Origin of the sequence: Thermoleptolyngbya sp. M55_K2018_002 (genome assembly GCF_015295965.1) — a bacterium.
Taxonomy (GTDB): domain Bacteria; phylum Cyanobacteriota; class Cyanobacteriia; order Elainellales; family Elainellaceae; genus Thermoleptolyngbya; species Thermoleptolyngbya sichuanensis.
Genome location: NZ_DVEA01000342.1, coordinates 1 through 26,589 on the forward strand (window position 1 = coordinate 1; position 26,589 = coordinate 26,589).

Annotated in this window: 26 protein-coding genes; 15 read left to right on the forward strand and 11 right to left on the reverse strand. The window is 54.5% G+C overall.

From position 1 onward, the window contains the following. Window positions 1-205: 205 nt before the first annotated feature. Window positions 206-364 carry a ribbon-helix-helix protein, CopG family gene (locus IGS51_RS17335; protein ID WP_297080069.1) on the reverse strand — a complete coding sequence of 53 codons (159 nt, stop codon included), beginning with the start codon at window positions 362-364 and terminating at the stop codon, window positions 206-208. 101 nt (window positions 365-465) lie between these two features. Here IGS51_RS17335 and IGS51_RS17340 point away from each other — a divergent pair, with 101 nt between their 5' ends. From IGS51_RS17340 to IGS51_RS17350, 3 genes are all read left to right on the forward strand, one after another. After that, complete coding sequence (locus IGS51_RS17340) at window positions 466-597, forward strand: hypothetical protein (RefSeq protein ID WP_297080070.1); 132 nt, start codon at window positions 466-468, stop codon at window positions 595-597. Window positions 598-800: 203 nt separating this feature from the next. Then, window positions 801-3,110 carry a GAF domain-containing sensor histidine kinase gene (locus IGS51_RS17345; RefSeq protein ID WP_297080071.1) on the forward strand — a complete coding sequence of 770 codons (2,310 nt, stop codon included), beginning with the start codon at window positions 801-803 and terminating at the stop codon, window positions 3,108-3,110. 53 nt (window positions 3,111-3,163) lie between these two features. Continuing rightward, a complete protein-coding gene (locus IGS51_RS17350; RefSeq protein WP_367279366.1) occupies window positions 3,164-3,799 on the forward strand; it encodes a response regulator in 636 nt (211 codons plus the stop codon). Window positions 3,800-3,823: 24 nt separating this feature from the next. Here the strand turns inward: IGS51_RS17350 and IGS51_RS17355 are convergent, their stop codons facing one another. Further along, window positions 3,824-4,273: a GNAT family N-acetyltransferase gene (locus IGS51_RS17355; RefSeq protein ID WP_297080073.1), complete on the reverse strand. Its 450-nt coding sequence runs from the start codon at window positions 4,271-4,273 to the stop codon at window positions 3,824-3,826. A gap of 351 nt (window positions 4,274-4,624) precedes the next feature. On the opposite strand from IGS51_RS17355, the gene IGS51_RS17360 reads away from it, so the two are divergent. The 3 genes from IGS51_RS17360 to IGS51_RS17370 all read left to right on the forward strand — a co-directional run bounded on the left by IGS51_RS17360 (window position 4,625) and on the right by IGS51_RS17370 (window position 6,650). Next, window positions 4,625-5,053, forward strand: a complete 429-nt coding sequence (locus tag IGS51_RS17360) for a DUF5367 family protein (protein ID WP_297080074.1) — start codon at window positions 4,625-4,627, stop codon at window positions 5,051-5,053. 106 nt (window positions 5,054-5,159) lie between these two features. Next, window positions 5,160-5,705 carry a DsbA family protein gene (locus IGS51_RS17365; RefSeq protein ID WP_297080075.1) on the forward strand — a complete coding sequence of 182 codons (546 nt, stop codon included), beginning with the start codon at window positions 5,160-5,162 and terminating at the stop codon, window positions 5,703-5,705. Between the two features lie 129 nt (window positions 5,706-5,834). Beyond that, on the forward strand, window positions 5,835-6,650 hold the full coding sequence (locus tag IGS51_RS17370) for an ATP-binding protein (protein ID WP_297080076.1): 816 nt from the start codon (window positions 5,835-5,837) through the stop codon (window positions 6,648-6,650). Window positions 6,651-6,710: 60 nt separating this feature from the next. Here the strand turns inward: IGS51_RS17370 and IGS51_RS17375 are convergent, their stop codons facing one another. From IGS51_RS17375 to IGS51_RS17385, 3 genes are all read right to left on the reverse strand, one after another. Beyond that, on the reverse strand, window positions 6,711-8,198 hold the full coding sequence (locus tag IGS51_RS17375; RefSeq protein WP_297080077.1) for a carotenoid oxygenase family protein: 1,488 nt from the start codon (window positions 8,196-8,198) through the stop codon (window positions 6,711-6,713). Window positions 8,199-8,491: 293 nt separating this feature from the next. Beyond that, complete coding sequence (locus IGS51_RS17380; protein ID WP_297080078.1) at window positions 8,492-9,889, reverse strand: folate/biopterin family MFS transporter; 1,398 nt, start codon at window positions 9,887-9,889, stop codon at window positions 8,492-8,494. Between the two features lie 107 nt (window positions 9,890-9,996). Then, entirely contained in the window at window positions 9,997-11,253 is a 1,257-nt protein-coding gene (locus IGS51_RS17385) for a calcium-binding protein (protein ID WP_297080079.1), read from the reverse strand. Between the two features lie 519 nt (window positions 11,254-11,772). Here IGS51_RS17385 and IGS51_RS17390 point away from each other — a divergent pair. Beyond that, window positions 11,773-12,330, forward strand: coding sequence for a hypothetical protein (locus IGS51_RS17390; RefSeq protein ID WP_297080080.1), 558 nt, complete (start codon window positions 11,773-11,775; stop codon window positions 12,328-12,330). Between the two features lie 138 nt (window positions 12,331-12,468). Here the strand turns inward: IGS51_RS17390 and IGS51_RS17395 are convergent, their stop codons facing one another. From IGS51_RS17395 to IGS51_RS17410, 4 genes are all read right to left on the reverse strand, one after another. Beyond that, a complete protein-coding gene (locus IGS51_RS17395) occupies window positions 12,469-13,167 on the reverse strand; it encodes a J domain-containing protein (protein WP_297080081.1) in 699 nt (232 codons plus the stop codon). A 167-nt stretch (window positions 13,168-13,334) separates the two neighbouring features. Continuing rightward, the gene (locus IGS51_RS17400; protein ID WP_297080082.1) at window positions 13,335-13,940 is read right to left on the reverse strand and encodes an ATP-dependent Clp protease proteolytic subunit; all 606 of its coding nucleotides are present in this window, start codon (window positions 13,938-13,940) and stop codon (window positions 13,335-13,337) included. 95 nt (window positions 13,941-14,035) lie between these two features. Beyond that, window positions 14,036-14,698 (reverse strand): ATP-dependent Clp protease proteolytic subunit, encoded by a 663-nt coding sequence (locus tag IGS51_RS17405; protein ID WP_172354088.1) that lies wholly within the window; start codon window positions 14,696-14,698, stop codon window positions 14,036-14,038. Between the two features lie 133 nt (window positions 14,699-14,831). Continuing rightward, window positions 14,832-15,524, reverse strand: a complete 693-nt coding sequence (locus IGS51_RS17410; RefSeq protein ID WP_297080083.1) for an ATP-dependent Clp protease proteolytic subunit — start codon at window positions 15,522-15,524, stop codon at window positions 14,832-14,834. 400 nt (window positions 15,525-15,924) lie between these two features. Between IGS51_RS17410 and IGS51_RS17415 the strand changes: the two genes are divergently transcribed. Continuing rightward, window positions 15,925-17,163 (forward strand): VWA domain-containing protein, encoded by a 1,239-nt coding sequence (locus tag IGS51_RS17415; protein ID WP_297080084.1) that lies wholly within the window; start codon window positions 15,925-15,927, stop codon window positions 17,161-17,163. Window positions 17,164-17,208: 45 nt separating this feature from the next. Next, window positions 17,209-18,051, forward strand: a complete 843-nt coding sequence (locus IGS51_RS17420) for a DevA family ABC transporter ATP-binding protein (protein ID WP_297080085.1) — start codon at window positions 17,209-17,211, stop codon at window positions 18,049-18,051. A 261-nt stretch (window positions 18,052-18,312) separates the two neighbouring features. Here the strand turns inward: IGS51_RS17420 and IGS51_RS17425 are convergent, their stop codons facing one another. Beyond that, window positions 18,313-18,519 carry a hypothetical protein gene (locus tag IGS51_RS17425; RefSeq protein ID WP_172354091.1) on the reverse strand — a complete coding sequence of 69 codons (207 nt, stop codon included), beginning with the start codon at window positions 18,517-18,519 and terminating at the stop codon, window positions 18,313-18,315. 211 nt (window positions 18,520-18,730) lie between these two features. Here IGS51_RS17425 and IGS51_RS17430 point away from each other — a divergent pair, with 211 nt between their 5' ends. From IGS51_RS17430 to IGS51_RS17450, 5 genes are all read left to right on the forward strand, one after another. Further along, window positions 18,731-18,901 carry a hypothetical protein gene (locus tag IGS51_RS17430; RefSeq protein WP_297080086.1) on the forward strand — a complete coding sequence of 57 codons (171 nt, stop codon included), beginning with the start codon at window positions 18,731-18,733 and terminating at the stop codon, window positions 18,899-18,901. A 147-nt stretch (window positions 18,902-19,048) separates the two neighbouring features. Beyond that, window positions 19,049-20,638, forward strand: a complete 1,590-nt coding sequence (gene serA / locus IGS51_RS17435) for a phosphoglycerate dehydrogenase (protein ID WP_172354092.1) — start codon at window positions 19,049-19,051, stop codon at window positions 20,636-20,638. Between the two features lie 297 nt (window positions 20,639-20,935). Continuing rightward, window positions 20,936-21,820 (forward strand): 50S ribosomal protein L11 methyltransferase, encoded by an 885-nt coding sequence (gene prmA / locus IGS51_RS17440; RefSeq protein WP_297080087.1) that lies wholly within the window; start codon window positions 20,936-20,938, stop codon window positions 21,818-21,820. A gap of 208 nt (window positions 21,821-22,028) precedes the next feature. Continuing rightward, the gene (locus IGS51_RS17445; protein WP_297080088.1) at window positions 22,029-22,787 is read left to right on the forward strand and encodes a pseudouridine synthase; all 759 of its coding nucleotides are present in this window, start codon (window positions 22,029-22,031) and stop codon (window positions 22,785-22,787) included. Between the two features lie 175 nt (window positions 22,788-22,962). After that, window positions 22,963-23,811, forward strand: a complete 849-nt coding sequence (locus tag IGS51_RS17450; protein ID WP_297080089.1) for a RodZ domain-containing protein — start codon at window positions 22,963-22,965, stop codon at window positions 23,809-23,811. 268 nt (window positions 23,812-24,079) lie between these two features. On the opposite strand, the gene malQ is transcribed toward IGS51_RS17450, so the two are convergent. Next, window positions 24,080-25,645 (reverse strand): 4-alpha-glucanotransferase, encoded by a 1,566-nt coding sequence (malQ, locus tag IGS51_RS17455; protein ID WP_297080091.1) that lies wholly within the window; start codon window positions 25,643-25,645, stop codon window positions 24,080-24,082. A 395-nt stretch (window positions 25,646-26,040) separates the two neighbouring features. Here malQ and IGS51_RS17460 point away from each other — a divergent pair, with 395 nt between their 5' ends. Beyond that, entirely contained in the window at window positions 26,041-26,385 is a 345-nt protein-coding gene (locus tag IGS51_RS17460) for a hypothetical protein (protein ID WP_297080090.1), read from the forward strand. Window positions 26,386-26,589: the final 204 nt, after the last annotated feature.

Below are 26,589 nucleotides of genomic sequence, written 5' to 3' on the forward strand. Positions count from 1 at the left end.
GAAGAAGAGGCCCTGGAAGTGTTCTCAGGCTTTTTCTAGTGGTTTGACAGGGCTAAATCGATGCGATAGTCCGGGGTTCGACTTTGCTCACCCCTCAACTATTGCGTGCTGAGCGAAGTCGAAGCACCCCATGCTAAGCCATCATTCAAGTCCTGCCAGACCACTAGGTTCAGATAGATTCTCGATTCTGGGCGTTTTTTCGCGCTCACTCTTGGAAAGATTCGCCTCTAGCCGTGAGCGCTTCAATCAACAGCACTTCGATCGTCGCAGTGAGCGATCGCCTATCCCGCTTGGAAATTTCTTCCAGGCGGGCTTTTAGTTCAGCAGGCAGATAGACGGTCACTCTCTCCTTGTCAGTAGTCATTAAGCGTTTCAAACCAGGTCTAGACAATCCTAAAGAAGGTGAGGTATTTTGAGGTAGTTCAAAAAAATGCAAAATACATCACCTACAAACCAAACAAATCCATGATCCAACTTACTGATGATGAAGTGGCGCTGCTCAAATCGCTGCTGGTTGCCCTGCGGAGCATCAAAATCCGCGACATTGACAAAGCCCTGGTGATTTTGGCAAAGGCTGACCGTGCCCGCAAGCCTTAAACAGATTTGCGGGCAAGCGAGATAAACAAAGCGAGTTAGACGATGGCGGCCCAGCACGGGCACAATATCCTCAGGAGCGATCGCTTTCTATCGCTTTTTACAGGTTGCAGTGGACTCGTTTTCGTAGCATGGGCTGGCGATCGCCAAATCCATATTTCATTCAGCGTTAACATCAGAAAAACACTCCAGACAATCCAAACCAAATGCTACAAAAGCGCGATCGCCTCCTAGAAGCCACAGCCAAAGCAGCGAATGTTTTGCTGACGCTGAATAACTTTGACGAAGCGGTTAACATGGCGCTCCAGGTTTTGGGCGAAGGCATCGACTGTGACTTTGTGATTGTTCTGGAAAATGTGTTCGAGTCTTCAACTTTTTTGCCGAGTTTCTGTGACTTTATCTACGAGTGGACATCTCCTGGAATATTGCCCATCAGCGTAACTTTTGGCTCGAAACGTCTCCCGTCCGAATTACTCGGCTTGGAATTTTTAGAACAATATTTTTTAGAAGGCAGTGGCTTTGGCGGACTCCTAGAAGAATGGAGTGACCCCATGCGGAGTGTTTTGGCATCTGTCAATATTCAGTCTGCCTATGCAGTTCCAATTCGCGTAAAAGGTCAGTGGTGGGGCGCATTATGTTTAGACTATTGCCGAGCGCCAATTCAGATTAGCGCCGCCGAAATTTCAGTATTGATGACGATCGCCGATTGTATTGGCAGTGCGATTCAGCGCGATCGCCTCCAACAAGAACGGCAACAAGCTGCCCAACAAAGAACTGCCGATTTGGAAGCTTACAACCAGGTGTTGCAAGGGCGCGATCGCCTGTTAGAAGCTGCGGCAAAAGCGACCAATGTTTTGCTAACTGTAGAGAGCCTTGATGAAGCGCTAAACTCTGCTTTGAAAATTATCGGGGAAGGGATGGGCTGCGATCGCTTCCATATCATAGAAAATATTTCTGAGCCTTCCTCCACACTACCCATCCGCTTTAGCTATATTTACGAGTGGTCAAGACCTGAATTTACCCGATCTCTTGCTCAGTTGGACTCAGCAGCCATCCAAGCAGACCAACTAGAAGCTGCATTTATAGAACAATATTTTCTCAATGGCAATGGGTTTGGTGGTCTTCTAGAAGTCTGGCCCGAATCCTTGCGGAACAGTCCTACGGCTGATCAAGTGCAGTCTGCTTATGCTGTGCCAATTCGGGTGAATGGTCAATGGTGGGGTGTGCTGGCGTTTCACTACTGTCGGGAGGCAATTCAAGTTAGTCCGGCAGTAGTGTCAGTGTTGATGACTCTTGCCGATTGCATTGGCAGTGCAATTCAGCGCGATCGCACCCAAAAGTTGATCCTGCAAGCGGAACAAAATCGGGTGCTAGAGCTAGCAAAAGCGAATGATGCCATGCGTCGCAACATTAATTGGTTAGCCCGCGATCCGAATATGAATACGTTTTTAGGGCATTTGCTGCAAGAACTTGCCATGCAATTTGATACCCAAAATGCTCAGATCGTTCTCTACAATCCGCACGAGCAAACGTTGCAAACTTTGGTTAGCTTAATTAACAACGAGATTGCTCTTTCCCCGCCTTACACCACAGAAACCCCCGCTCAAATGTGGCTCGGCTGGGAAATTCTCCTGCGATCGTCAAAACCCATACCCTTTAGCACCGACACCGAACCGCACCTATTTTTGCCAGGCTGTTTGGAATTCTATCGACAACAGAACAAGCAAGGCATCGTCTGCACGCTGCTAAAACAAGATGAGCAGCCGCTAGGATTCATTGAGTTTTCCTATCACAACCGCGAAACCTTCTCAGAGAGCGAGTTAGAGTTGGTTCAGTCGCTGGCGCAGCAGGCAACTTTAGCGATTCAACTGACGCGACTGGCAGAAGAAGCTCAGCAATTGGCGCTGCTACAAGAACGCACGCGCATGGCGCGAGAAATTCACGACACCCTAGCACAAGCCTTTGGCGGTATTTTGATGCAGCTACAAGCGGCTACGCATTTTGCGACGACTCAGTCCGAAAAAGCCCAGAACCACCTGCTTACAGCCCAAGCTCTGGCACGCGAGGGGCTGGCAGAGGCTCGGCGGTCGGTGTGGACCTTGTATCTTGAAACAGCGGAATACGAGGATCTGGCAAAGGCGATCGCCAAATTCATCGAGCAAACTCCATCGGATCAATCCACATCCATCGACCTAGCGATCGACGGCACGCCCTATCGGCTGCATCCCGATCTAGGGCTGAATTTGCTCCGCATTGCCCAAGAATCGATCACCAATGCTCTGCGCCATGCCAACGCCCAAACCATCCAGGTCAACCTCAGATACCATTTGCAGACGTTGCAGTTGAGCATTCACGACGATGGCTGCGGGTTTGAGCCACAATCACCCACCCGTGGATTTGGTCTATTGGGGATGCAGCAGCGGGCTGCCCGCATCGGCGCAACCTGGCACCTTGTCAGTCAGGCAGGACATGGCACCACCGTCACCGTTAGCATTGCCGACCCTATGCTTCCATAAACTTATCAACCAAACTGATCAAAACTCTCGCTATTGCAGTGCTTGAACCAATCATGCCGCTCCCATCTCCCAAAACCATCCGCATTTTGGTTGCCGATGATCATCCCATCGTGCGTCAGGGATTAGTGGATATTTTGAATGATCAATCAGACATGAGCGTAGTTGCCGAAGCTGATAACGGACTCCAGGCAATCGAGCAGTTTCGCATTCATCAGCCTGATGTGGCAATTCTAGATTTACAAATGCCCAATGTTGGCGGAGTAGAAGCCATCAACACGATTCGCTCAGAGTTTCCAAATGCGGCGATTATTATGTTCTCAATTTATGAGACAGATGAAGATATCTATCAGGGATTGCGGGCAGGAGCCAAAGCTTATTTGCTAAAAGACACGCCCTGCCTGGAAATTATTGAAGTAATTCGAGCCGTTAGCGACGGGCAACACTATGTTTCGGCAAAAATTGGGACGCGGTTAGCCGCTCGCATGGAGCGTCCTGCTCTGAGCGATCGCGAATTTGAAGTGTTGTCATTGATGGCAAAGGGCAAGAATAATAAGGCGATCGCCACAGAACTCAATATCACCGAAAATACAGTCAAATTTCATGTGACTAACGTCATGATTAAGCTTGGTGCTGGCGATCGCACCCACGCTGTAGTTAACGCTCTCCAGCAAGGAATTATTAAACTTTAGAACGCCACCTGCTAGAATTATTCCTTATAATTTTTCAGACATTAAAACATACTTTTCACGCACTTCAAAACCTGCCTGAGCATAGAGATTTTGAGCTTTAATATTCGATCGTCCCACTTCAAGATGAAGCGCTTGGATTCCCATTTCTCTTGCCAAGTCTTTAATCAACTCCAAGGTTTGCCTTCCCAAACCTCTGCCTCGAAAGTTGGGTTCAATATAAAACTCATCAACAAATGCATCCTTGCCAGCAAACTCAATACTATAGCCAAGACATAAGGCCACATAGCCAATAACCTGACTATCGCAGCAAATCAGCCAGATTCCACCCAGTTCGGGGTTTTCGATCAACGATCTCAAGGAATTTTCTCGCTGTTTGGCTGACAGATCGACGGACTCAAATCTGTGAAACGCCTGAACAAGCTGTAAAACAATATCTAAATCTGTAATTTCAGCCAATTGAATTGTTGCTACCATCTGTAGTGTCATCTAAGTAGATGGACAAAAATAACCATAAAACCAAAAACCCTGTGCTGCCCACGCAGAAGGCGGCGCAGGGTTTAAAATCTGGTTTTTAATTTAGTCTACCTACTCATACATCACAGTATTGTTAAAACTGTTTAGTAAGGCATTATAAATTTTAATGGAATTGGCACCCTCTGAAAACTACCCATTTGGGTAGGTAAAACACTCAACAATAGTCGAACGAAGAAATCATAATTTGGGATAGTAATAATTAAAATCACTGTCTGTAGGGTAGAGAGTATCTCAAGCGTCACAAAAAAATCCAACTCTTGAGGCTTTCATACTTATCCACAGAGAACAGACATGACTCAGACACTTGAAGAAAAAAAGTCCCTCAACATATCTTTTTTCGTGCTGCTTGGCATCATTTTCTGGTTTACAGGCGTGCTGTTTGTCCGGTTAGGAGGAGAAGCACTGTTCGTCAGCGATCGCCCTTGGCTACTGTTTCTGTTTGCCTTGGCGATTCCGATTTCTTGGGTTTTTGTGAAGGTAAGCGCAATCCTTGGAAAAGTCAGTGGTACAGAACTATTAAGTGCTTTGATGATAGAAGCAGCAACAGCCACACTCATCGACGGCACTGTACTAGCTTGGTTTCAAAATATCTATAGCTATGATCAAACCAAGTTGCGATTGATCGCTGCCTGGCTGCTGTGGGGAATTGGAATAGGTTTAAGCATCGGATATTTGGAGTCTCTTCGCGGTGTCAGCGAGAATCCCCAAACCCCTGATTGAAAATCATAGCGGCTCTATCACATTAGTTAAAAGTGATGATTTTGTATGATCATTTCAACACAGGAACCCTCTCAAATCGTCTAATCAGCAGTTGTGATGTTTTCTAATGACATTACCCCAAAAATCCAGTCGTCTCATTCCTCCTGTGGGTGATTTTGACCACTGTCAAGGCAGCCCCACAGCAAAGTTCACATTAGTACAGTATGGCGATTATCAATGCCCTTTTTGTCGAATAGCGCATAGCTTCATCTCATCTATTCAACAGCAGTTGGGTGAGCAGTTGCGATTTGTGTTTCGCCACTTTCCGCAACCGCATCTCCATCCCGAAGCACACCACGCAGCAGAAGCAGCAGAAGCAGCAGCATCGCAGAATAAGTTCTGGGACATGCACACCCATTTGCTACAGCATCAATCTCAATTGGCTGATAGCTATTTGGTTGAATATGCAATTTCTCTGTATCTAGATGTGGATCAGTTTCTAGCAGAAATGGCGAGTGATTGTCATACAGCAAGAATTCAGACCGATATTGAGAGTGGGGTGCAAAGTGGTGTAATCAAAACGCCAACGTTCTTTATTAATGGGTTGAAATACAGTGATGATTCACATTTAGAAAAGTTACTAGAAGCAATTTTGCAGGCAAGTTATGAATAGCGATCTTCAAGCCCTAGCAATTCTAAAAGGGTGATGGGTGAGAGGTTAGATAAATCCACCTCATGCTCATAACCAGTCCTCAAAAATTAAGCATGAATGCTCTATTCGCAGACAAGCCGGATCTAATTCTTGATTGAAGTTCACGAAAGGATGCTTAAACATTTTCATCTATTTGCAAATCATCCAGCCATGTTTGAGCAAAACTTATCACGAAAAAGCCTGTCTCAAGAGGATCTGATGGAGCGCGAACGATTAGCAGCGTTGGGCGAATTTACCGCCATGATTGTGCATGAAGCGCGGAATCCGCTGACCACGATTGAGTTAGGCTTGAAACACGCAAAAAAGGTTTTAAATTCCGAAGCTGATCTGCAACGTATTGCCCTTGCATTAAGCGAGTCTCAGCGCCTCAACCAGCTTTTAAACGAGCTTCTGGATTACGCAAAACCAAAGCCATTGAACCTCGCAATCACTAATGTTGATGCATTTCTTAAGACAATGTTGGCGCAGATCCAAGATTTACCTGAGGCAGCCGATCGCTCTATTCACTACGCTAACGAAGCACCAACCATTGAGGTGATGGCAGATGTTAATAAATTAAAGCAGGTGTTTTTAAATTTATTTCGTAATGCGCTGGAGGCGATCGCCATTCAGGAAAGCGTGAGATGCCTGGTCAAACAGAACGCTTCAGATCATTGCGTCTGCATTAGTATTCGGAATGCTGGCAAACCCATTCCGTCAGAATTATTGCCTCACTTGGGAACTCCATTTTTTTCCACAAAGTCCGACGGCACGGGGTTAGGATTGGCAATCTCAAAGCAAATTGTTATCGCTCATGGGGGATCGCTGAAAATCCTATCGTCTGCCAAAGAGACGATTGTGAGCATTTCTTTACCCATTGCTAACCAGCGCAATGTCCTTTATGAACATTGCGTTTGTCCTGATTAAAGAGTTGTAGGTTAATCCCTTTCACATGGGCTTGCAGGCTGCAAATTCTACAATTTTCCCTTACTCGCCAAAATATTTAGTTGTGAAGCTGCCGTGCAGCCCGTAGGGAATATGGTGCTGAAGTCGCAGCGTGGCGATCGCCCCCCGGCCCAAATCCCGCCCATCCAGAATCACCAGTTCCGACTTTTGCCGCTCGGCATTGTAAATCAGCACCAGCACCCAGCCGTCATCCTCTGCGGTGGCCCCAGGTCGCGGCACAAAGATGGGTTCGCTGCCATAGCCGTAGGGCGCAGCGCTCCAAAGCTGGCGATCGCCCGTCTGCAAATCCACCTTCAGCACCCCTTGCAGCGGCGCATTGCCCGTCGGTTCGTGAGCCGCCCCGACAAACAAATAGCGATAGTCGCGTCCCACCCGGTCGGGATGCACCACCGGAAACTCGACACAGCGTTCGTCGAGCTTTTGCTGAGCCACAGAACCCGATGCCAGGTCGAAGCGAAAGCGCCAGAGTTGCCCCGGAGCCAGCGCGTCAAAATCCACCTCGCGATAGTCCTGTCCCGGCTCTAGCGTCGGCAGCGAATCGTAGCTGATGGAGTCCACCACCAGGGTTTCGCCCGCTTCAAAGGCATTCACATGGTGAAACACGAACCCTGAGTTGACTGAAATCACCCGCTTCTCATGGTCGCCCCGGCGGGAAATGATCACTGCCTGCGTCGGCTTGTCGGGATGAAACTGGACGCACTCGCCCGCCCCCTTCTGCCCCAGCACAAACGGCAGCGGGTTAAACGACACCGCATTCTGGAAGAAGATGCAGTAGTGGGGCGTAATCACAAAATCGTGGATAAACGCGAAACCGGGGACTGAGTGGCTATAGCGGCGCACCATGTCGCCTGCCGGGTTGAGTTCGTAGACCGTAATTCGCGTCGAGAGTCCGGGGCTAATGGAAAAATTCACCAGGCAGGGTGCGCCGCCGTCCAGTTCGCTAGCGGGGTCAACCCAGGGATGCGCCGCGAACGCTTCACCGGGCTTTAGCCCGCCCTTCAGGTCGTCGGGGCCCAGCGTTTCCAGGGTGCGCGGGTCAAGGCGATAGGGTTCGGCCGCTTCCCACAATGCCAGCAGCTTGCCGCCCCAATAAATCACGTTGGTATTGGCGATATTTTTGCGGCGCAGATCGAAGGCGTTTGCCAGCACGCCGCCCGGTTTCTGCGTGCCAAATACGCCGCGATAGAGAATCTTCTGCGCCTGCTGCTCTGCGACAAACCCCTCGGTGCGGACAAAGCGATTGCGAAAATGGGCGCGACCGTTGCGGAGGGCGATCGCACACACCATCCCATCTCCATCAAACGGATGCCGATAGCGCTGCCCCCCCAGTTCTAGCCGTCCTGGCCCATTGCGAAACAGCGTCCCCTCTAGCTCTAGCGGAATTTCACCTGCGACATCCTCGATGGCGTAATCAAGCTCTTGCTCCAAGGAGCGATAGCCTGTCTGCCAATCTTTGCGGCTATAGGAGCGGCTGTAGGGGTGAGTGGTCGATAGCGGTTGGGTTTGCATGGCAGATTTTGAGGGTTTGGCGATTGGAGCGGGAGTCGGGCAACTAAGCGCTGAGCAGAAGCAATGAGCGATTTTGGAGGTTGATTTGGAGGTCGAAACTTTTCGAGTTTCCAGCCCTGTTTTGAATTTCCAGCAGTGTTTTGAGTTTCCAGCCCTGTTTTACGTGTCCATTTCGGGGGTCAATTTCGAGGGTTTATTGCGAGGGTCAATTGTTAATCCGCCTGACAATCCGCCGGGCAATCCGTCTGAAAATCCGTCTGAACAATCCGTCTGACAATCCGCCTGCCACTCTGTCACTCCGCTACGCCGACCCCTTCGCCAATCTCTACGATGGGCTGCGTCGCTCGCGGAGTGGGGGTGTGGATTTCCAGCGTTTCATCCTCTTTGCCGGGGAGCCAGCCCAGGAAAGGCAGCGGCAGCAGGGTGCTGAGATTGGTGATGATGACCAATAGCCACAGGTTTGAGAAGTTGTCTTCAGTTACGCCGAGCCAGTGCATCAGCCCTGCGCCCAGTTCGTAGGACACCAGCGCTGCCAAGTTGGTGATGGACATCAGCAGGGCGAAGAGCGTCGCTTCTACACCGGGCGGGCACAGGCGGGCGGCCAAAATCAGCACGGGCATGTAGGCAATTTGCCCCATCACCGTCAGGATCAGGCTGTCGCCCAGGCTAAACCAGTGGTCATCGATGCCGATCGCCCGGTTTGCGTGGGTCACCAGCAGCAGCATGGTCATGCCCAGCAGCGTAGAAATCACAATCGTCCAGCCGAAAAAGGTGCGGAACGGCACGGTGCGAAAGAATCGCTGGAAGAGCCAGATGCCCAGCAGCGAGGCTAGGCTGGTGACCAGACGGACGCGGCCCAGAAACTCTGGGGTAAAGCCGAGGTCGTTGGTGGTGAAAAAGAAAAAGGCGGATTCGGCGGTGGGTGTGGACTGCCAGAGGAAGAGGAAAGCTGTGGGGAGCCAGATGGACTTTTGCGAAATAGCAGCCCACAAATCCTTCACCTGCGAGCGCATGGCTGACCAGTCGGCGGGCTGCGTGACGGGAGATTCGGCGATTAGCCCTGCCACCAGCGACACGATCAGCGGAAAGGTGGCCGTAATGGCAAACACGGTCTGCACCGAAAACCGCTCTAGCAAAAAGCCGCTGAGATAGGCCGTGAGCAGCCCGCCCAGGGCCGACGCGCCCCAGCAGATAGATTGCAGCGAACCAGACGCTTTGCTGGATTCCAGGCGGGCCCGTTCTACCACCAGCGAATCGACGATGACATCGCTGACGGCGATCGCCAATGAACTCAGCGCGATCGCCAGCGTTGCGGCCCAGGCGCTATGGACGACTGTAGACATCGCCACCCAGGCGATCGCCCCCAGCACGCCCGACAAGACCAGGTACGGGCGGCGACGATAGCCAAAAATCGGCAGCCCGTCAGACATAAAGCCAAACAGCGGCTTGATCATCCAGGGAATGGCAGCCACGCCCAGCAGCGCCGACACCTGTGCCGGACTCAGCGCCAGGTCATCCTTCAGGAAAAAGCTGACCGCCAGCCGTGCCAGACCTAAAATGCCCTGCACAAAGTAGACCAGCAGAATCGCAACCAGTTCAGGCGTTGGGCGATTGCCAAATAGCACCTTCTCGGTGATGAATTCCGTGAGGTTTGCCTTGGCCTGCCCCAAGCCAGCGGAGGACTCAACCATCCAGTGTTAAGAAATATCAACAATGCCTTCTATGATAACCCCAATCTCTAGGCAGAGGTTGTCAGCCGGAGGGTAGATAGCAGACCAGGAGGGTTTACTCGGCAGGTCTAAACAATCAAGAAACTGAGGGCGCTGAGGTTGGTGGGGCTGCTGAACGTGATGAATGCGCCGCTGCTGCCAGAGGAGCCAAAGCCGCTGCTGCTGCCATTGGTGTTGAGAAACAGCGTGCGCGACCCGGTGCTGTAGACAATGCGGGCGCTGCTGCTGGCGGCCAGGCGATTGTTGGCTACGACAGCAAATTCGCTGTCTTGGCTAAACCCAAAGCCTCGACTGCTGCGGAGTCCGAAGGTGCGCCGCGATAAGACGATGTTGTCTGTGCCTCGGAAATCGGTAATGGTGTCGCGCCCAAAGTCGCTGGTTCTAAAGCTGCGATCGCTCCGGTAGTAGAACAAATCGCGCCCCTCACCTCCGGTCAGCGTGTCGTTGCCGCGACCGCCTGTGAGGTCGTCGTCGCCCTGGCCGCCGCTGAGGGTGTCGTTGCCGTCGTTGCCCAGCAGCCGATCCGCGCCCGCGCCGCCGACGAGGGTGTTGTCGTTGCGATTGCCCGTCAGCGCGTTGTTGAGCCGATTGCCCACGCAGAGCCGCGCCTCGCCCCGCAGGTTGCAGTTCTCCAGCCCCCGCACCAGGAAATAGTCCACCGAAGACTCGACCGTATCAATGCCGCGTCCTGCGCCCAAAATGCGATCGCCCAGACTGTCGATTACAAAGGTGTTGTTGCCTGCGTTGCCCACCAGGATATCGTTGCCCGCACCCCCATCCAGCAGGTCGTTCCCGCCTGGCCCACCAGAGATGCGGTCGTCTCCTGCCAGCCCCCGCAGCACGTTACTGCCGCGATTGCCCACCAGGACGTTATCCCCGTTGTTGCCTGTGCCGTTGATGTCGGCATTGCCCAACAACACGAGGTTTTGAAAACCCGCCGACAGCCCCAGAGAACCAAGGTTAAAGGTAATGAAAGAGCGGACGGTTGTGGTGGTTTGGTTGTTGCTTTGAACGATGCGATCGCCCGGTACGTCAATGACGTAAGTGTTGTTCCCGGCTCCCCCGGTGAGCGTGTCGCTGCCTGCGCCGCCATCGAGCGTATCGTCACCGGCACCGCCATCGAGCTGGTCATTTCCCTCGCCGCCGCTCAAAAAGTCACTGCCAATTCCACCGTCTAAGCGATCGTCTCCTGCTTCGCCAAACAGCCGATCATCGCCGCCTAAACCCAACAGTGTATCGTTCCCAGCACCGCCAAAAATGATGTCGTTACCAGAAGTGCCTTCTAAACGGTTGTTTTGAGAATCGCCTGTAATCGGTGTTGCCATTCAAACATCCTTGGGGTGTGTGAAAACGGGGTGCGTGAAAACGAGCCGTAACGCCTTAACAAAGTGCTGATTAACGCTGATTAACAAAGTGCTGACCTGAGCAGCCGGGTAGATGCTGATTAAAAGCCCATTGATTGATGGTCAAAAAATGAGGCAGAAATTTGCTTGAGAGCGTTTTCGCCTATTGACTATAGCGCCATTTTTCCGGGGCGGATCAACTTTCATTCAGCTTGATCTGGCGTATTTGGATGGCACTTTTTCTAGCAGTTTGAAGGGGGGCGATCGCCCTTTCCAAAACCTTTGGATTTTTGGCAACTGGGGGCTGAGAAAGTTTGGCGCTGAGACATCCTAGTGCTAAAAAAATTGATTAGATCTGCGGCTGTGACTTTGCAAAAAGTGTCTAGGGTTGGGATTTTCCTGCTGTTGGGAGCGAACAAAATTAAAATATCGAAAGCGATAGCAACCGCTTGGATCGCTTGTGCTTGTATAGCTTGTATGGATTCCTGGATAGAACGCGCTATGACTCAATCTCTGCGATCGCCCTTCCCGCGCAACCGTTCTGCAATCTGCCCCTGGCAGCGTGTGGCGCTCCTGCTGGCCAGCCTGCCCATTCTGGTAATTAGCGGCTGTGAAACGCCCATTTCCACCCAGTATCAGGCCACCGCCACGACGACCTACACCTGGCTGGTGGAATACGAGGGCGCAAACCGACCGGGCGAACGGCCGCCCCGAATCGAAGAATTTGCCTCCACCTCGCTAGAAAATCGCAACGGTCAGAAACCAGAGGGCGCAGTCACCGGCCCCGACGACAAGGGACTCTGGTGGCCCGCCCTGCCGCCCAAGCCGACGATTGATGACATTGAAGCCCGCCAGCAGCGCCAAGAGCGTCCTGGCACACCGCGACTCAACAAAACCGTTAACTACACCATCACGTTCCGTCGTCCCGGCGAAGACAACCGCACGCTGCCCACGCGCTACGAGGTCTATCGCCAGGTCGTCAAAGCCTACGAAGACCGCATTCCGCTAGAATTCACCCTCGACCCTGCCGAGCGCACAGTGCTTAAGGCCACGCCGTAGTGAGGGATTGGGGGTTAGGGGTCAGGAATCGAGCTTCAGGGGTCGGATTTTAGAAATCGAGCTTCAGAGCTTGAGTACCAGGAATCAAGTTTCAAAGGCGGGAGCTTATCCAACCTCTAGCCCCCGGCCCCCTGGCCCCTACAAAATCTCAATACCGTCCAGTCGGCGCAGGTCACGATCAACCTCAAACCAGAGGGCGCGATTGCGCGGATCAGTGCGGAGGGCCTTGTTGAGGTAGATGCGGGCTTTTTCGGGCTGCTTCAGGTCAACCAGGTGGCGGCCCCAGCGCTGATAGGCGATCGCCAGCCATTGACGCACCTCTAGGTCGTTGGGCAACCGCTGGGCCAGCCCTTCAACCAGCGCGACGGCGCGGGGATAGCGCTGCTGCCGCAACAACTGCTGGAGGCGGCTATAGACATGCTCTTTGAGCTGATGATCCGTCGGCGAGGCATCCGGGTTGCGCTGAATCGGCGGGCGCTTGCGAATGCCAGAGCCGGACTGTGCGGTGGGACTCCGCTGGGTTTGGGCTTTTGGGGCGGAGGAGGGCGATGTGGCTTTTGGCGAGGCTGCGGATGGGGACGCATCGGCTGCGCTTGGTGCGGGTCGCGGCGGGGCAGGGGAAGGCGGAGGGCGATCGCCCATGCCCGCTGGCTGCACCAACTCCATCAGTCGCCGATAGGCCGCATTCACCTGGATAAACTGCTCCGCCTGCTGAGCGCTGTCCGGATTCAGGTCGGGATGATATTGCCGCGCCAGCCGCCGATAGGAAGATTTGATCTCCTCGTAGGTGGCGCTGCTTCTCAGTCCCAAAATCCGGTAGCACTCAGCAAGGTTCATCAACAAGGCTCATCAACCGGGCGATCGCCTCAAGCGTTCCACGTTAGCGTTCCACGTTAGCGTTCCACGTTAGCGTTCCACACTCAGCGTTCCACACTTAGCGTTCCAAGTGTAATCGTTCGCTCCTAGAAATTTCAATTTGAATAATTGAAAGAATGATTGAAATCTCAACTTTGGGCGTTCGCATCCGTAATCACTCGGTCAATCAAACCGTATTCCACCGCCTCCTGCGCCGACATAAAGTAGTCCCGGTCGGTATCTTTTTCAATCTGCTCCACCGTCTTGCCCGTGTGCAGCGCCATCATCTCATTGAGTTCCTGGCGCACCCGCAAGATCTGCCGCGCCTCGATTTCAATATCGGTGGCCTGACGACGACCCGTTCCACCTAAGGGCTGGTGAATCATAATCCGCGAATGGGGCAGGGCCAAGCGCTTACCCTTCGTCCCCCCCGTCAACAGGAAGGACCCCATCGAAGCCGCCAGTCCCACACAAATGGTGACCACTTCCGATTTGATGTGGCGCATGGTGTCATAGATCGCCATCCCTGCCGTGACCGATCCGCCCGGCGAATTGATATACAGATAAATTGGCTTCGTGTTGTCGTCCGAATCGAGATAAAGCATATAGGCGACAATTGCATTCGCAATGCCGTCGTCTACCTCTTCTGCTAGAAAGATAATCCGCTCCCGAAACAGCCGCTCGTAGATGCTGATCCACTGCTCAAAGGAACTGCCAGGGAGGCGATAGGGGACGCTAGGAATTCCAATCGGCATAGGTCTTTGAAGGGGTGAAAGGGTATGTAATGGGAATTTGCAGGAGGGGGGTGTTGGAACTGAGGAAGAATTCGGTAGAGAGCCGCATGAATCCCCTAGCGCCCAACGCCTGCTCCTGCCAGCTTCGGGCTTTCGAGTACCAGGTCAATCAGCCCATACTCTTTTGCCTGAGTCGGCGTGAGATAAAACATCCGATCCATATCTTGATGGATGCGCTCAGCAGGCTGTCCGGTGGTTTCCGAGAGTAGCTCTATAATCGTGCGCTGCTTACTCAACACCTCTTTTGCATTAATCTCGATGTCGGTTGCCTGACCGCGAGAGCCACTCTGGGGATGGGCCAGAGCAATCATGGTGTGCGGCAGGCTGGCTCGTTTGCCCTTTGTGCCCGCCGACAGCAGCACCGTCGCCATTCCAAAACACTGGCCCATACAAATCGTCAGAATTGGCGACTTGATGTGCTGCATCGTGTCGTAGATGGCGAGTCCAGCATTGATCGACATCATGCCAATCGCCATCGACCCCATGCCCGCCATCAGCGGATCGCCCAGCGAGTTGATATAAAAGTAAATCGGTTTGCTCTGATCCTGCGAGTCTAGATACAGCAGTGCTGAGATGATGGAATTGGCAAACCCGTCGGTAATGGGCTGGTTGAGAAAAATAATCCGCTCCTGGCTCATGCGGGTGTAGATATTGATCCACTGCCAGTAGGGACTGCCGGGAATGTTGTAGGGAACTCGGAGGACGGGATCTACAGACATGGGAAAGACTGTGAGTGGGAGGGGGGCGGGGATGACAGACAGCGCGATGGGAGTAGGGAAGTCCTGGAATAGCAGCGATTCCCATTCTCTCCGCATCGCCTGATCATCTTGCTAATGCAGCTAGCGAATGCAGCTAGGTCAATGCCGGAATTTGCTTTGGCAATTCTTTGGCGCTTTCGAGGACGCGATCGATTAGCCCGTATTCCTTGGCTTCGTAGGGGTTCAGGTAAAAGATGCGATCGGTGTCCTTGGCAATTTTCTCAATGGGCTGACCCGTGTTGCGGGAAAGAATTTCCAGAGTGGCCTGCTTGTTGATTAGCACTTCGCGGGCGCGGATCTGGATGTCGGTTGCCTGGGCCTGTCCCATGCCCGTGCGGGGCTGGTTTAGCACGATGGTGGCGTGGGGCAGGCTGGCGCGGAAGCCCTTCGTGCCTGCTGAGAGAATCATGGCAGCCGTGCCCATTGCCTGGCCAATGCAGATGGTGTGGACGGGGGGTTTGACGTAGGAAATGGTGTCGCAGATGGCAAAGGCTTCGGTTTCGTAGCCGATTGCATCGTTGGTATACCAGGAGGTGCCTGTGGAGTTGATGTAAAAGTAAATGGGCTTTTCGGGATCGTCGAACTGAAGGTAGAGGAGTTGCGCGATGATTAGCTTGGTCACATCGACCCCTAACTGGCGCTTGAGGTCGTCTGACGAAACCAGCGGCAGCCCCAGGTAAATGATGCGCTCTTTGAGCAGCAGCGAGGGCAGATCGGGCGGGGGCGTGCGATAGGCAGCATCCCCGTAGTAATAATTGGACTGAACGGCCTTAATCGATGAACTCATAGGATCAAACTCGCCTGGACGCTTGCCGAAACAGTTGGCGTGTGAACTTGCGGGAGGACTTACGCCTGAATTAGCGTATGAGCTGCGCTGTTTCTACGAACGCCGCTTTTAACATAGTAGCGTGAGGGGCATCGTAGCGGTCGAGAAGACTGGCCCATCAGGGATTTGGGAAAAGCGTGGGAAGATTGGGGCAGTTTGCGGAATTGGGAACTGGGGCCTTGGAGTATTGAAGAGGCAGAACATCGAAATATAGCGTTTTTGAAGTGAGTGAGGTTTGCGGGAGATTCCGCTCCCTTCGTCTGGTTCGGGCAGTGTGGACTTCACTCCGTCAGGAAATGCCGCCTGTTTTCAACATATTCTCTACATTCTCTTTATTCTCTTTAGACTGGAGCCTGGGGCTATGAAAGTGGGTCTGCAAGCGTCGCTGAGTGATGCCAATTTGGATGTGGCGCAGGTGAGTAGTCAGCGGCAGTTGGCAATTTCGATGTCGGCGATCGCCGCTTCAGCAGGTCGCACGGCACCCCTCAACCTGTGTTTAATTTTGGATCACAGCGGCTCGATGAACGGTCGCCCAATGGAAACCGTCAAGCAGGCGGCGCTAAAGATTGTGGATAGCCTGTCGCCGGGCGATCGCCTCTCGGTGGTCGTGTTTGACCACAAAGCCAAGGTGCTGGTGCCCAACCAGGTGCTCGACAATCCTGCCGGACTCAAGAGCGAGATCAGTCGCCTCAAAACCAGCGGCGGCACCTGCATCGACGAAGGGATGCGCCTGGGCATTGAGGAACTGGCGAAGGCGAAAAAAGACACGATTTCCCAGGCGTTTTTGCTCACAGATGGCGAAAATGAACATGGCGACAACGACCGCTGTCTGAAGTTGGCCCACTTGGCGGCGGAATATAACCTGACGCTGAACACCCTGGGCTTCGGCGACCATTGGAACCAGGACATTTTGGAGCGAATCGCCGATGCGGGGGGCGGGGCGCTGTCTTATATTCAAACGCCGGAAGACGCGCTGCTGGAGTTTACCCGCCTGTTTAGCCGGGTGCAGTCTGTCGGGCTGACGAATGCCTATCTGCTGCTGAAGATGATGCCCGGTGTGCGGCTGGCGGAACTCAAGCCCGTGGCGCAAGTCGTGCCCGAAACGGTGGAACTGCAACCGATTCAGGAGGCGGGGCAGGTGTCGGTGCGCCTGGGCGACTTGATGGTGGACTCGCCGCGAGTGGTGTTGGCAAATCTCTATGCCTCTCAGCTTCCGGTGGGGCGGCATCCGCTGGTGCAGGTGCAGGTGCGCTATGACGACCCGGCGCAGAATTTGGAGAGCGTGCTGAGTGACCCGGTGATTGTTGAAGCGAACGTTGTGACCACGTTCCAGCCAGCGCCCGACCCGCAGGTGCAGCAGCATGTGCTGGCGCTGGGCAAATATCGCCAAACCCAAATTGCCGAGCAAAAGCTGCAACAGGGCGATCGCGCTGGAGCGGCTACCATGCTGCAATCTGCTGCCAAGACTGCGCTGCAAATGGGCGACCAAACGGCTGCCACCGTGCTGCAAGAAAACGCCACCCGCCTGCAAGAGGGCGAGGAACTGTCGGAGAGCGATCGCAAAAAGACCCGCATTGTCTCCAAAACAACGTTGCAGTAGCGATAATGGGAGGCAACCTGGGGATAACCCAATGGGCTGCTTCTAGTGAATCACGAACTTTGCTGCATGATGGAAAATCTGGCGGGCGATCGCCCCACGGCCGCACCCAACCCCGACTCTGGCTCTACAGCAGCCATCCCGCCGCCACCGCCCCCCACCGTCCAGATTCGCAACCTCAATTATTTCTTTGGTCAGGGCGAACTCCAGAAGCAGGTGCTTTATAACATCAACCTCGACCTGCTGCCGGGGCAAATCGTGATCATGACCGGCCCATCCGGCTCCGGCAAAACTACGCTGCTGACGCTGATTGGCGCACTGCGAACCGTGCAAGACGGCAGCCTCAGGGTGCTGGGGCGCGAGCTGGTGGGCATGGGCCGGGGGCAACTCGTGGAGGTGCGGCGCAACATCGGCTTTATCTTTCAGGCCCACAACCTGTTTGACTCGCTCACTGCGTCCCAAAACGTGGAAATGGCCGTGGAGCTCATGCCCAACTGGCGCACCAAGCGAGAGCAATCCGTTGCCATGCTGACCCAACTGGGGCTGGGGGAACGGGTCGATTACAAGCCCCGCGCCCTCTCTGGCGGTCAAAAACAGCGCGTGGCGATCGCCCGTGCCCTAGTCAACCAGCCAACCCTGATCCTGGCGGACGAACCCACCGCCGCCCTCGACAAAAAAAGCGGGCGAGAAGTTGTAGAACTGATGCAGCGGTTGGCCAAGGAACAGAACTGCACGATTTTGATGGTGACCCACGACAACCGCATCCTCGACATTGCCGATCGCATTGTCAGCCTGGTTGATGGGCGGCTCGAAAGCGACGAAGACCTGACGCACTTCATGGAAAGTCATGATCCCCGGACGCTCGATCGACGAATGTTCATGACGCTTTGATGTTCATGATGCTTTAGCGACTGGGGTTCAGGGGTCTGGGGTAGAAATCGTCCAACTGCGTCAGTCCTAACGCAGGATTGGGCACAAAAAAGCCCCCCAGCAGGAGGGCGCAGGTGATCTGGCTCAAATCGTGCGTTGCAACGAAACTCAGAAGCGTGGGTAGGCGTGTCAGAGGGCGATCGCCCTATTCGACTTTGGTGGCACAGTGAGGAGAGACACTGCAACCAGCGGGCAAGCCCGATCAGCCTCCCCAACCCTTATCTAACCTCTGATCCCCAGGTAACCGGGAACTCGCGTGCTGTAGTCCACTTCCGTCGCAGTGATGGAGGCGGCAAGCTGCTCGAAGGACTCAGAATTCCAGTTGCGCTCGTGAATTGGCTTGGACTGTTCGCCCCGGAAGTAGGCCTGAGTTCCAATGACTGAAGCGGCGACCCAGGCGATTACAAACAGTGCAATGAGAAGCGTCATAACAGCCTCCTGTCTTGGCTTGTTTCAATCTGTAAATAAATATAACAAAATGTTTCAAAACATTGCAATTTCTCCGCGAGTGTGGATAGCCGTACTCTAAGGGCCGTCATTGAAATCCGTCATTGGAACCCGGCCCCAGCGGGCAAACCCAAAAACTTTCGGGTGTAAACCCGATTGGTATACCGCTTTGCAGTAAAATGACCTTCGGTCTGTGGAAAACTCTGTTCTGCTCCGGCGCACTGCGAACCGGCCCGGCTTTTTCCCGTCCAAAGATTCTGGGGTTCTTGGGGCGATCGCCCATGACGGGTTCATTCAATACCAGAGCAACTCGCCCGTTGAGGAGCGTGAACCTGCGTCTAAACTGCGCCTGGGCTTCGTCTGAACGCCTCATTCGGTTGCCTCCCCACCTCAGCGCTTCATACCCTTAGTGCGGGTTTCGGTATCGCGTTTGCTTTTGACTCGTCTTTCAAGCTGTCTAACTGTCTAACTAACTGTCTAAACTGTTCTCTCAACCTGTCAGCCCATCATCATGTCTAAGGTTCTTGTTTCCGACCCAATTGACCAAATCGGAATTGACATCCTCTCGCAGGTTGCTCAGGTCGATGTGAAAACCGGGCTGTCTCCTGACCAACTGGTACAGATCATTCCCGACTACGACGCGCTGATGATTCGTTCTGGCACGCGCGTTACTCAGGAAATCATCGAAGCAGGCACTCAGCTCAAAATCATTGGCCGTGCGGGCGTGGGTGTGGATAATGTCGATGTGCCTGCGGCGACCCGTCGCGGCATCCTCGTGGTCAACTCGCCCGAAGGCAACACCATTGCCGCAGCAGAACACGCCCTAGCGATGATGCTAGCCCTGTCGCGTCATATCCCCGCTGCCAATCAATCGGTGAAGGCGGGCGAGTGGGATCGCAAGAGCTTCACAGGGGTCGAGGTCTACAAGAAGACGCTGGGGATCGTTGGGCTGGGCAAGATCGGCTCCCATGTGGCGAAAGTGGCGCGGGCAATGGAGATGCGCCTGCTTGCCTACGACCCATTCCTTTCCAGCGAACGCGCCGAGCAGATGGGCTGCCACTTGGTGGATCTGGATCTGCTGCTGCGCGAGTCGGACTATATTACGCTGCACCTGCCCAAAACGCCAGAAACGCAGCACATGATCAATGCTGAGTCGCTAGCCAAGATGAAGCCCACGGCTCGTATTATCAACTGTGCGCGGGGTGGAATCATTGACGAAGAAGCCCTAGCGATCGCCCTTAAGGAAGGCAAAATCGCCGGAGCCGCTCTGGATGTATACGAATCAGAGCCGTTGGGTGAGTCCCCCCTGCGGGCCCTAGGCAAAGAAGCCATCCTCACGCCCCACCTCGGCGCGTCCACCGAAGAAGCTCAGGTCAACGTGGCGATCGATGTAGCCGAGCAGATCCGCGATGTGCTGCTGGGGCTGCCTGCCCGCTCGGCGGTCAATATTCCTGGTCTGCGGCCCGACCTGCTGGAAAAACTGCGCCCCTACTTGCAACTGGCAGAAATTTTGGGCAACCTGATTAGCCAGCTCACGGGTGGTCGCGTCGAGTCGCTGAATGTGCGGCTCCAGGGCGAACTTGCTAGCAACGAGAGCCAGCCTGTCGTGGTGGCGGCGCTGAAGGGGCTGCTGTCTACTGCCTTGCAAGAGCGGGTTAACTACGTCAACGCCAGCATTGAAGCCAAGGAGCGAGGCATTCGCGTGGTGGAAACCCGCGACGCGGCGGTGATTGACTACACGGGTTCTCTGCGTCTGTCGGCCAGCGGCCCCAACGGCGAACATACCGTCACGGGTGCGCTCCTGGGCGACAACGAAATCCGCATCACCAATATCGACGACTTCCCCATTAACGTGCCGCCCAGCCGCCATATGCTGTTCACCCTGCACCGCGACATGCCGGGGATCATTGGTAAACTGGGTTCCCTGCTGGGCAGCTTGAATGTCAACATTGCCAGTATGCAGGTCGGCCGCAAGATTGTGCGGGGCGACGCGGTGATGGTGCTGAGCCTGGATGATCCCCTGCCAGACGGCATTCTCAACGAAATCACCCAGGTTCCCGGCATCCGCGATGCCTATACGGTGACGCTGCCCACCTCTTAGCGCTGGGTTGCAGCGTTGATTGGTTTGGGCGCGTTGCGTAAAAGGCGAGACCGTTTAGCTATTGGCGATGCTTTGATCCCCCCTAACCCCCCTTAGACAAGGGGGGAACTGAACCCGGCGTGACCCGCAGCAGGGAAAACTGGATCGAAAGTCCCCCTTGTTAAGGGGGATTCAGGGGGATCTTTCAGAGCCTGACGCAAAAAACCGAGATGTGTGTACTGGACTGGAGTCTTTGAGGTTCTGAAGTGCGTAACGTGCGTCATTCCTTCCAGCTTTAACAACACACCCCAACCTCTTATGTCCACCTGGTGGGAAATACAAGCGTTGTGCGATCCGGCGGCAGAAGACCTGGTGTCTTGGCGGCTGGAAGAGTTTGGCTGCAAAGGCACGGCGAGTGAACGCAAGGAGTTTGGCGTGCTGGTGCGCGGCTACTTGCCACAGACTCAAGCTGAGCTGCTGGATCTGTCGGCGCTGGCGCTGCGGCTCAAGCAGGATGCCCTGTGCGCGGGGGTGGCAGTGCCCGGGGTGCAGTGGCAGATGATTGACGAAGAGGACTGGTCGAGTAGCTGGAAGCAGTATTGGCATCCGCAGGAAGTGGGCGATCGCCTCTTGATTAACCCTGCCTGGCTGCCTGTCCCGGCACAGGGCGATCGCATTGTGCTGCAACTCGACCCTGGGGTTGCTTTTGGCACAGGGGCCCACGCCACAACGCAGCTTTGTCTGGAGGCGCTGGAAATGCGGATTGAGGGGCCGTCGGATATCACCATTGCCGATATTGGCTGTGGTTCTGGCATTCTCTCTATCGCGGCGCTGCTGTTAGGGGCAAAGCAAGCCTACGCGGTGGATACGGACCCGTTGACGATTGACTCCACCAATGCCAGCCGAGAGCTAAACGGCATTGCGCCAGAGCGTCTGATCGTTGAACTGGGCAGCCTGGATCACCTCACCCAAATGCTGCCTGCGCCCGTCGATGGGTTTGTGTGCAACATCCTGGCAGAGGTGATTCTTGACTTGATCCCCGGCTTTGGGGCGATCGCCAAGCCCAGCACTTGGGGCGTTCTCAGCGGCATCTTGCTGGATCAGGTGAAGCCCATCGCCGACTCGCTCGAAGCCAATGGCTGGATTGTGGCTACGCTCTGGCGCAGGCAGGACTGGTGCTGCTTGAATATTCGGCGATCGTGAGGGCTGCGAGCGCTGGGGAATGGGGGGATGGGGGGATCACAGGGTGCGAACCAGATAGGCACGGCGGGTATCAGGCTTCCTGTAGGGCGCTACGAATGGGATTGCTGGAAGCCTCGCGGATGCTCGACCGGCCCAAAATCGCAAATCAAAATCGCAAACCAAAATCGCAGATCCAAAATCGAGAATCAATCTGAGTCGATATGTCGATATGGCTGAGCGAATTCAGAAAATTTTGTCTCAATATGGCATTGCTTCGCGCCGTCAGGCAGAGCAGATGATCCGAGCGGGGCGGGTGCGGCTGAATGGGCAGGTAGCGACGCTGGGGCAGGTAGCGGATTTGGCGGGCGATCGCCTCGAAGTAGACGGCAAACTGCTAAATGCCCAGGCGCGTCCAGACTTGCTCTACCTGCTGCTGCACAAGCCGACCGGCGTGGTCTCCACCTGCCACGATCCGCAGCAGCGGCGCACCGTGCTAGACCTGTTGCCAGCGCACCTGCGGCAGAGCAGTGGGCTACATCCGGTTGGCCGCCTGGATACCAACTCCACCGGGGCGCTGCTGCTGACCAACGACGGTTCCCTGACCTTTCCCCTCACTCATCCGTCTCACCACATTCCCAAGGTGTACGAAGTGTGGGTTGCTGGCCGCCCCAGCGCGGAGACCCTACGGCAGTGGCAAGGCGGCGTGCTGCTAGACAATCGCCCAACCCTGCCTGCCGAAGTCACGCCCCTCGATGCTCGACCGAACAAAACCCTGCTGAAAATCGTCTTGTATGAAGGGCGAAATCGACAGATCCGCCGCGTTGCTGAGCAGTTGGGGCATCCCGTAATGTCGCTCCATCGAGTGGCGATCGGGCCGATTTTGCTGGGAGATTTGCCTCCCGGACGCTATCGAAACCTGACCTCCAAGGAGCTGGATTTTCTCCGAGCGCAGGCTGGTAATTTCGCCAAACCCCCTTCAGACCCGTAGGATTTTGAAGTAATATGCTCTTATCCGTGTCGCCCTCTTTTGGGGGTTTAGAGTCTGGCTTTTTGAGGATGATGCCGAGCTTGTGCGGCCGACCGAATCATCAGAATCATGTCTCACCAAGTCATGTCGTCTCAACAGGTCACGTCACAGTGAGGAGCGTAAGGTGCTGGATGCTATGAGTAAGGGTCTTTCTCCACTAGAGCAAGAGCAAATCCTGAAGCTAGAAGAGTTGGGCTATGAACTGCACCAGCTTCGGGAGCAGCAGATGCTCTCGATCGACCAGGTTTCTGCCCGGACGATGATTCAGCCGCGAGTGATTCGGGCGATCGAGTCTGGAAATTTCAAAGAGCTTCCCGAAGGAGTCTACATTCGGGGCTTTTTGCGCCGCTATGCAGACGCGCTGGGGCTAGACGGGCACGCCCTGGCAAACGAGTTTCCACTGGAGCCGCAAAACGCTGAAATTCAACCCTCCTGGCAGGAAACCCCGGAGGCACAACTGCGCCCGCTGCATTTGTACTTTGCTTATGTGGGGCTGATTGCAGCGGCGATCGCCGGACTGTCCTACGTCTGGAGCCGTTCTACCACGCCAATTACGGCGAACCAGCCCTCTCCTGTCCCCTCGCTCATCGCCTCGCCCTCGCCGACTGCCGCCAGCCCTGCCGCCCAGCCTGGACAATCGCCCACCACACAGGCGATCGCCACCAGTCCCTCTCCCAGCCCGTCGCCTGCTGTACCTGCCAAGCCCGTGCGTGTAGAAATCACGCTGCGGGAACAATCCTGGCTGCGGGTGACGGTGGACGGACGTACCGATTTTGAAGGCATGATGCAGGCAGGCACGCAGCGTAGTTGGGCAGCCGACCGCGAAGTTCGGATTCGCGCTGGCAATGCAGGTGGCGTGCTGGTGTCCTACAACGAGCAGGAAGCAAAGCCCATTGGTCAGCCTGGAGCCGTCCAGTCTGTCGTCTTTCCGCCCCCACCAGGGCAGGACAGCCCTCAAGCTTCTGCGAATGCTCAGACCAACTGATGGTCTTGTGTTCCAAATCGCCCTCATCCCCCAGCCTCTTCTGCCGACCTGAGAGAAGGGGAGCAAGAGAGGCTTGAAGTTCCTCTCCCGCTCTGGAGGAGGGCTTGAAGCCTTCGGCACACTAGAAGTTGAGGGGGATCGGCAAAGTTGCATATCCCGTTTTAACTAGCTCAGGACTTACGCACTTGCGATAGGCTTTCTGGATTTTGGATGATTTCTAGCGGCGCAGCCCGCGAGAAGTCGTCCAACTGCGTAAGTCCTATAGTTCCTACACATGGTCGTGATGGCCAGGCTCGATGTCGTTCAGGGGTTCTCGTTCCTGCTTGGAGGGAGGCTTGGGAGCGCGGCCGTAGAGTTCCACGAGTGCCAGGAGGCGATCGCCCAGTTCCTCCGTTAAAACTTCGGCCCCATATCGCCAGCCCCAGTTGCCATCGGGCTTACCGGGATAGTTCATGCGGGACTCGGTGCCCAGTCCTAGCAGGTCTTGCAGCGGGAAAATGGCCTGGTTGGCCACCGAGGCCATGCCCAGCCGAATTAGATCCCAGTGGATACCCGCTTCGGACGTGCAGCCCAGGTAGCGAATCAGGCGATCGCGCTCGTATTCGGGCAGTTCGCTAAACCAGCCCTGGGTGGTGTCGTTGTCATGAGTGCCTGTGTAAACGACGCAGTTGCGCTCAAAATTGAACGGCAGAAACGGATTATCTGCGCCGCCGCCAAAGGCAAATTGCAGGATTTTCATGCCGGGAAACTCGAAGCGATCGCGCAGTTCTTCCACATCCGGCGTAATCACGCCCAGGTCTTCTGCCAAAATCGGCAAATGCCCCAGTTCCGTTTCCAGGGTTTCAAAGAATGCGGTGCCCGGTGCATCAATCCATTCCCCATTCATCGCAGTTTCTTCGCCCTGGGGCACGGCCCAGTAGGCGCAAAAGCCCCGAAAATGGTCGATGCGGACGATATCTACATAGTCCAGCGTGGCGCGAAACCGCTGGAGCCACCAGCCAAAGCCTGCTTTTTCTAGCGCTTCCCAGTGATAAATCGGGTTGCCCCAGAGTTGCCCTGTTTCACTGAAGTAATCGGGCGGCACGCCGGCCATCAGCGCGGGTTCACCCGTTTCTGGGTCGAGATGGAAGAATTCGGGAAATGCCCACACGTCCACGCTATCGTGTGCCACGTAGATGGGGATGTCGCCAATGATGCGGATGCCCAGGTCGTTGGCGTAGTCGCGCAGCGTAGACCACTGGCGGAAAAACTCGAACTGCAAATACTTGTGCTGAAAGATTTCTTCGCTGAGCTTGAGCCGCCACTCGGCCAGGGCTTCTGAGTCTCGACTGGCGATCGCCTCATCCCACTGGTGCCAGCTCATGCCGCCTTGGGCCTGCTTCAGCGCAATAAACAGCGCATAGTCATTTAGCCAAAAGGCGCGGCTGGCGCAAAACGCATCGAACTCCATGCGCTGCTCCACCGTGGCGTGTTCCTTAAAGCGCTGGGCTGCCTTCAGCAACAGCGGCATCTTGGTTTCAATCACCCGGTCATACTCGACTCGCTCGGCGGGAAAATCGGGCAAATTTTCCAGGTCTTCATCCGTCAGCCAGCCCTCGTGATAGAGGCGATCGGGGCTGATCAGCAGCGGATTGCCCGCCATCGACGAAAAGCACATATAGGGCGAGTTGCCATGCCCCGTCGGCCCCAGCGGCAATACCTGCCAAAACTGCTGCCCGCTGCGCTGCAAAAACTCGACAAACCGATAGGCGCTGTCTCCCAAATCCCCAATTCCATAGCGGCTGGGAAACGACGTGGGGTGCAGCAAAATACCACTAGAACGGGGAAACGGCATGGTTGACCAAAAGCTCCCAAACCCAAGGGCTTCAAACCGCGCATCGTCAGCGCTTGTGATGCTTAGACTGTAGCACGGGCGATCGCCCAGAACTGTTCTCAATGCTCTGTCTCAGGGCTAAATTTTGGTGCTTTACAAGATGGATTGAGGCCAGAGACTATATCAATTCTCGATTTTGGATTGCCCGTCAATCAAGTTGTTCAATCAAGTCCAGGACTTAGGCACTTGCGATAAGCTCTTTGGGTTTTGGACAATTTCTCGCAGGCGCAGCCCGCGAGAAATTGTCCAACTGATAAGTCCTACAAGTCGTTAAATCAAGCTAAAAATCCGTCACCAGGGCTAGCGTTTTACTCCAATCCGATTTAGTATATTTGTACTAAATTTGGTGAGGCGACATGGCACGACGACCCCAATACCCGCCCGATTTTGCTCAGATGGACTTGCTGTGGAATTTGACGGCTGATTCAGAACGGGCTGACTCGAACCAATGGACCGAAACAGAAATCGACATGCCCGAAGACCCGGTACTGCTACAAAACCTGGAGCTAGAAGCGATGAAACTGGAAGAGATGGAGCTAGACCTGATGGAAGAGTGGACGACCGAAACGGCCGATGCTTGGGTCGAAGAAACGCGCCAGTTGTTTGAGCATGAAGGGTCTGATGAGGCACTGTACGAGCGCGTGGTGCAGGCGATTTACGTGCTGTGCGATCGCATTCGGAGAGAAGATGCTGATTTTTAGCTGATCTTTAGTAGACCTCTTGCACAAATGCTTTTCTAAGAGCGTGTTTGAAAAGGTATCGCCTGTAATGTTAAGCACTCAGAGATCTCCCCTAGCCCCCCTTAAAAGGGGGAACCCGCCTTAAAGTCCCCCTTTTTATTTTTAAGGGAGATTTAAGGGGATCTTGCACGCTTTGCTACAAACAGTAGGACTTTTCAAACATCC

Coding starts and splice junctions, on each gene's coding strand:
- IGS51_RS17335 (WP_297080069.1), bottom strand. CDS start 364: ATGACTACTGACAAGGAGAGAGTGACCGTCTATCTGCCTGCTGAACTA.
- IGS51_RS17340 (WP_297080070.1), top strand. CDS start 466: ATGATCCAACTTACTGATGATGAAGTGGCGCTGCTCAAATCGCTGCTG.
- IGS51_RS17345 (WP_297080071.1), top strand. CDS start 801: ATGCTACAAAAGCGCGATCGCCTCCTAGAAGCCACAGCCAAAGCAGCG.
- IGS51_RS17350 (WP_367279366.1), top strand. CDS start 3,164: ATGCCGCTCCCATCTCCCAAAACCATCCGCATTTTGGTTGCCGATGAT.
- IGS51_RS17355 (WP_297080073.1), bottom strand. CDS start 4,273: ATGGTAGCAACAATTCAATTGGCTGAAATTACAGATTTAGATATTGTT.
- IGS51_RS17360 (WP_297080074.1), top strand. CDS start 4,625: ATGACTCAGACACTTGAAGAAAAAAAGTCCCTCAACATATCTTTTTTC.
- IGS51_RS17365 (WP_297080075.1), top strand. CDS start 5,160: ATGACATTACCCCAAAAATCCAGTCGTCTCATTCCTCCTGTGGGTGAT.
- IGS51_RS17375 (WP_297080077.1), bottom strand. CDS start 8,198: ATGCAAACCCAACCGCTATCGACCACTCACCCCTACAGCCGCTCCTAT.
- IGS51_RS17380 (WP_297080078.1), bottom strand. CDS start 9,889: ATGGTTGAGTCCTCCGCTGGCTTGGGGCAGGCCAAGGCAAACCTCACG.
- IGS51_RS17385 (WP_297080079.1), bottom strand. CDS start 11,253: ATGGCAACACCGATTACAGGCGATTCTCAAAACAACCGTTTAGAAGGC.
- IGS51_RS17390 (WP_297080080.1), top strand. CDS start 11,773: ATGACTCAATCTCTGCGATCGCCCTTCCCGCGCAACCGTTCTGCAATC.
- IGS51_RS17395 (WP_297080081.1), bottom strand. CDS start 13,167: ATGAACCTTGCTGAGTGCTACCGGATTTTGGGACTGAGAAGCAGCGCC.
- IGS51_RS17400 (WP_297080082.1), bottom strand. CDS start 13,940: ATGCCGATTGGAATTCCTAGCGTCCCCTATCGCCTCCCTGGCAGTTCC.
- IGS51_RS17405 (WP_172354088.1), bottom strand. CDS start 14,698: ATGTCTGTAGATCCCGTCCTCCGAGTTCCCTACAACATTCCCGGCAGT.
- IGS51_RS17410 (WP_297080083.1), bottom strand. CDS start 15,524: ATGAGTTCATCGATTAAGGCCGTTCAGTCCAATTATTACTACGGGGAT.
- IGS51_RS17415 (WP_297080084.1), top strand. CDS start 15,925: ATGAAAGTGGGTCTGCAAGCGTCGCTGAGTGATGCCAATTTGGATGTG.
- IGS51_RS17425 (WP_172354091.1), bottom strand. CDS start 18,519: ATGACGCTTCTCATTGCACTGTTTGTAATCGCCTGGGTCGCCGCTTCA.
- serA (WP_172354092.1), top strand. CDS start 19,049: ATGTCTAAGGTTCTTGTTTCCGACCCAATTGACCAAATCGGAATTGAC.
- prmA (WP_297080087.1), top strand. CDS start 20,936: ATGTCCACCTGGTGGGAAATACAAGCGTTGTGCGATCCGGCGGCAGAA.
- IGS51_RS17445 (WP_297080088.1), top strand. CDS start 22,029: ATGGCTGAGCGAATTCAGAAAATTTTGTCTCAATATGGCATTGCTTCG.
- IGS51_RS17450 (WP_297080089.1), top strand. CDS start 22,963: ATGAGTAAGGGTCTTTCTCCACTAGAGCAAGAGCAAATCCTGAAGCTA.
- malQ (WP_297080091.1), bottom strand. CDS start 25,645: ATGCCGTTTCCCCGTTCTAGTGGTATTTTGCTGCACCCCACGTCGTTT.
- IGS51_RS17460 (WP_297080090.1), top strand. CDS start 26,041: ATGGCACGACGACCCCAATACCCGCCCGATTTTGCTCAGATGGACTTG.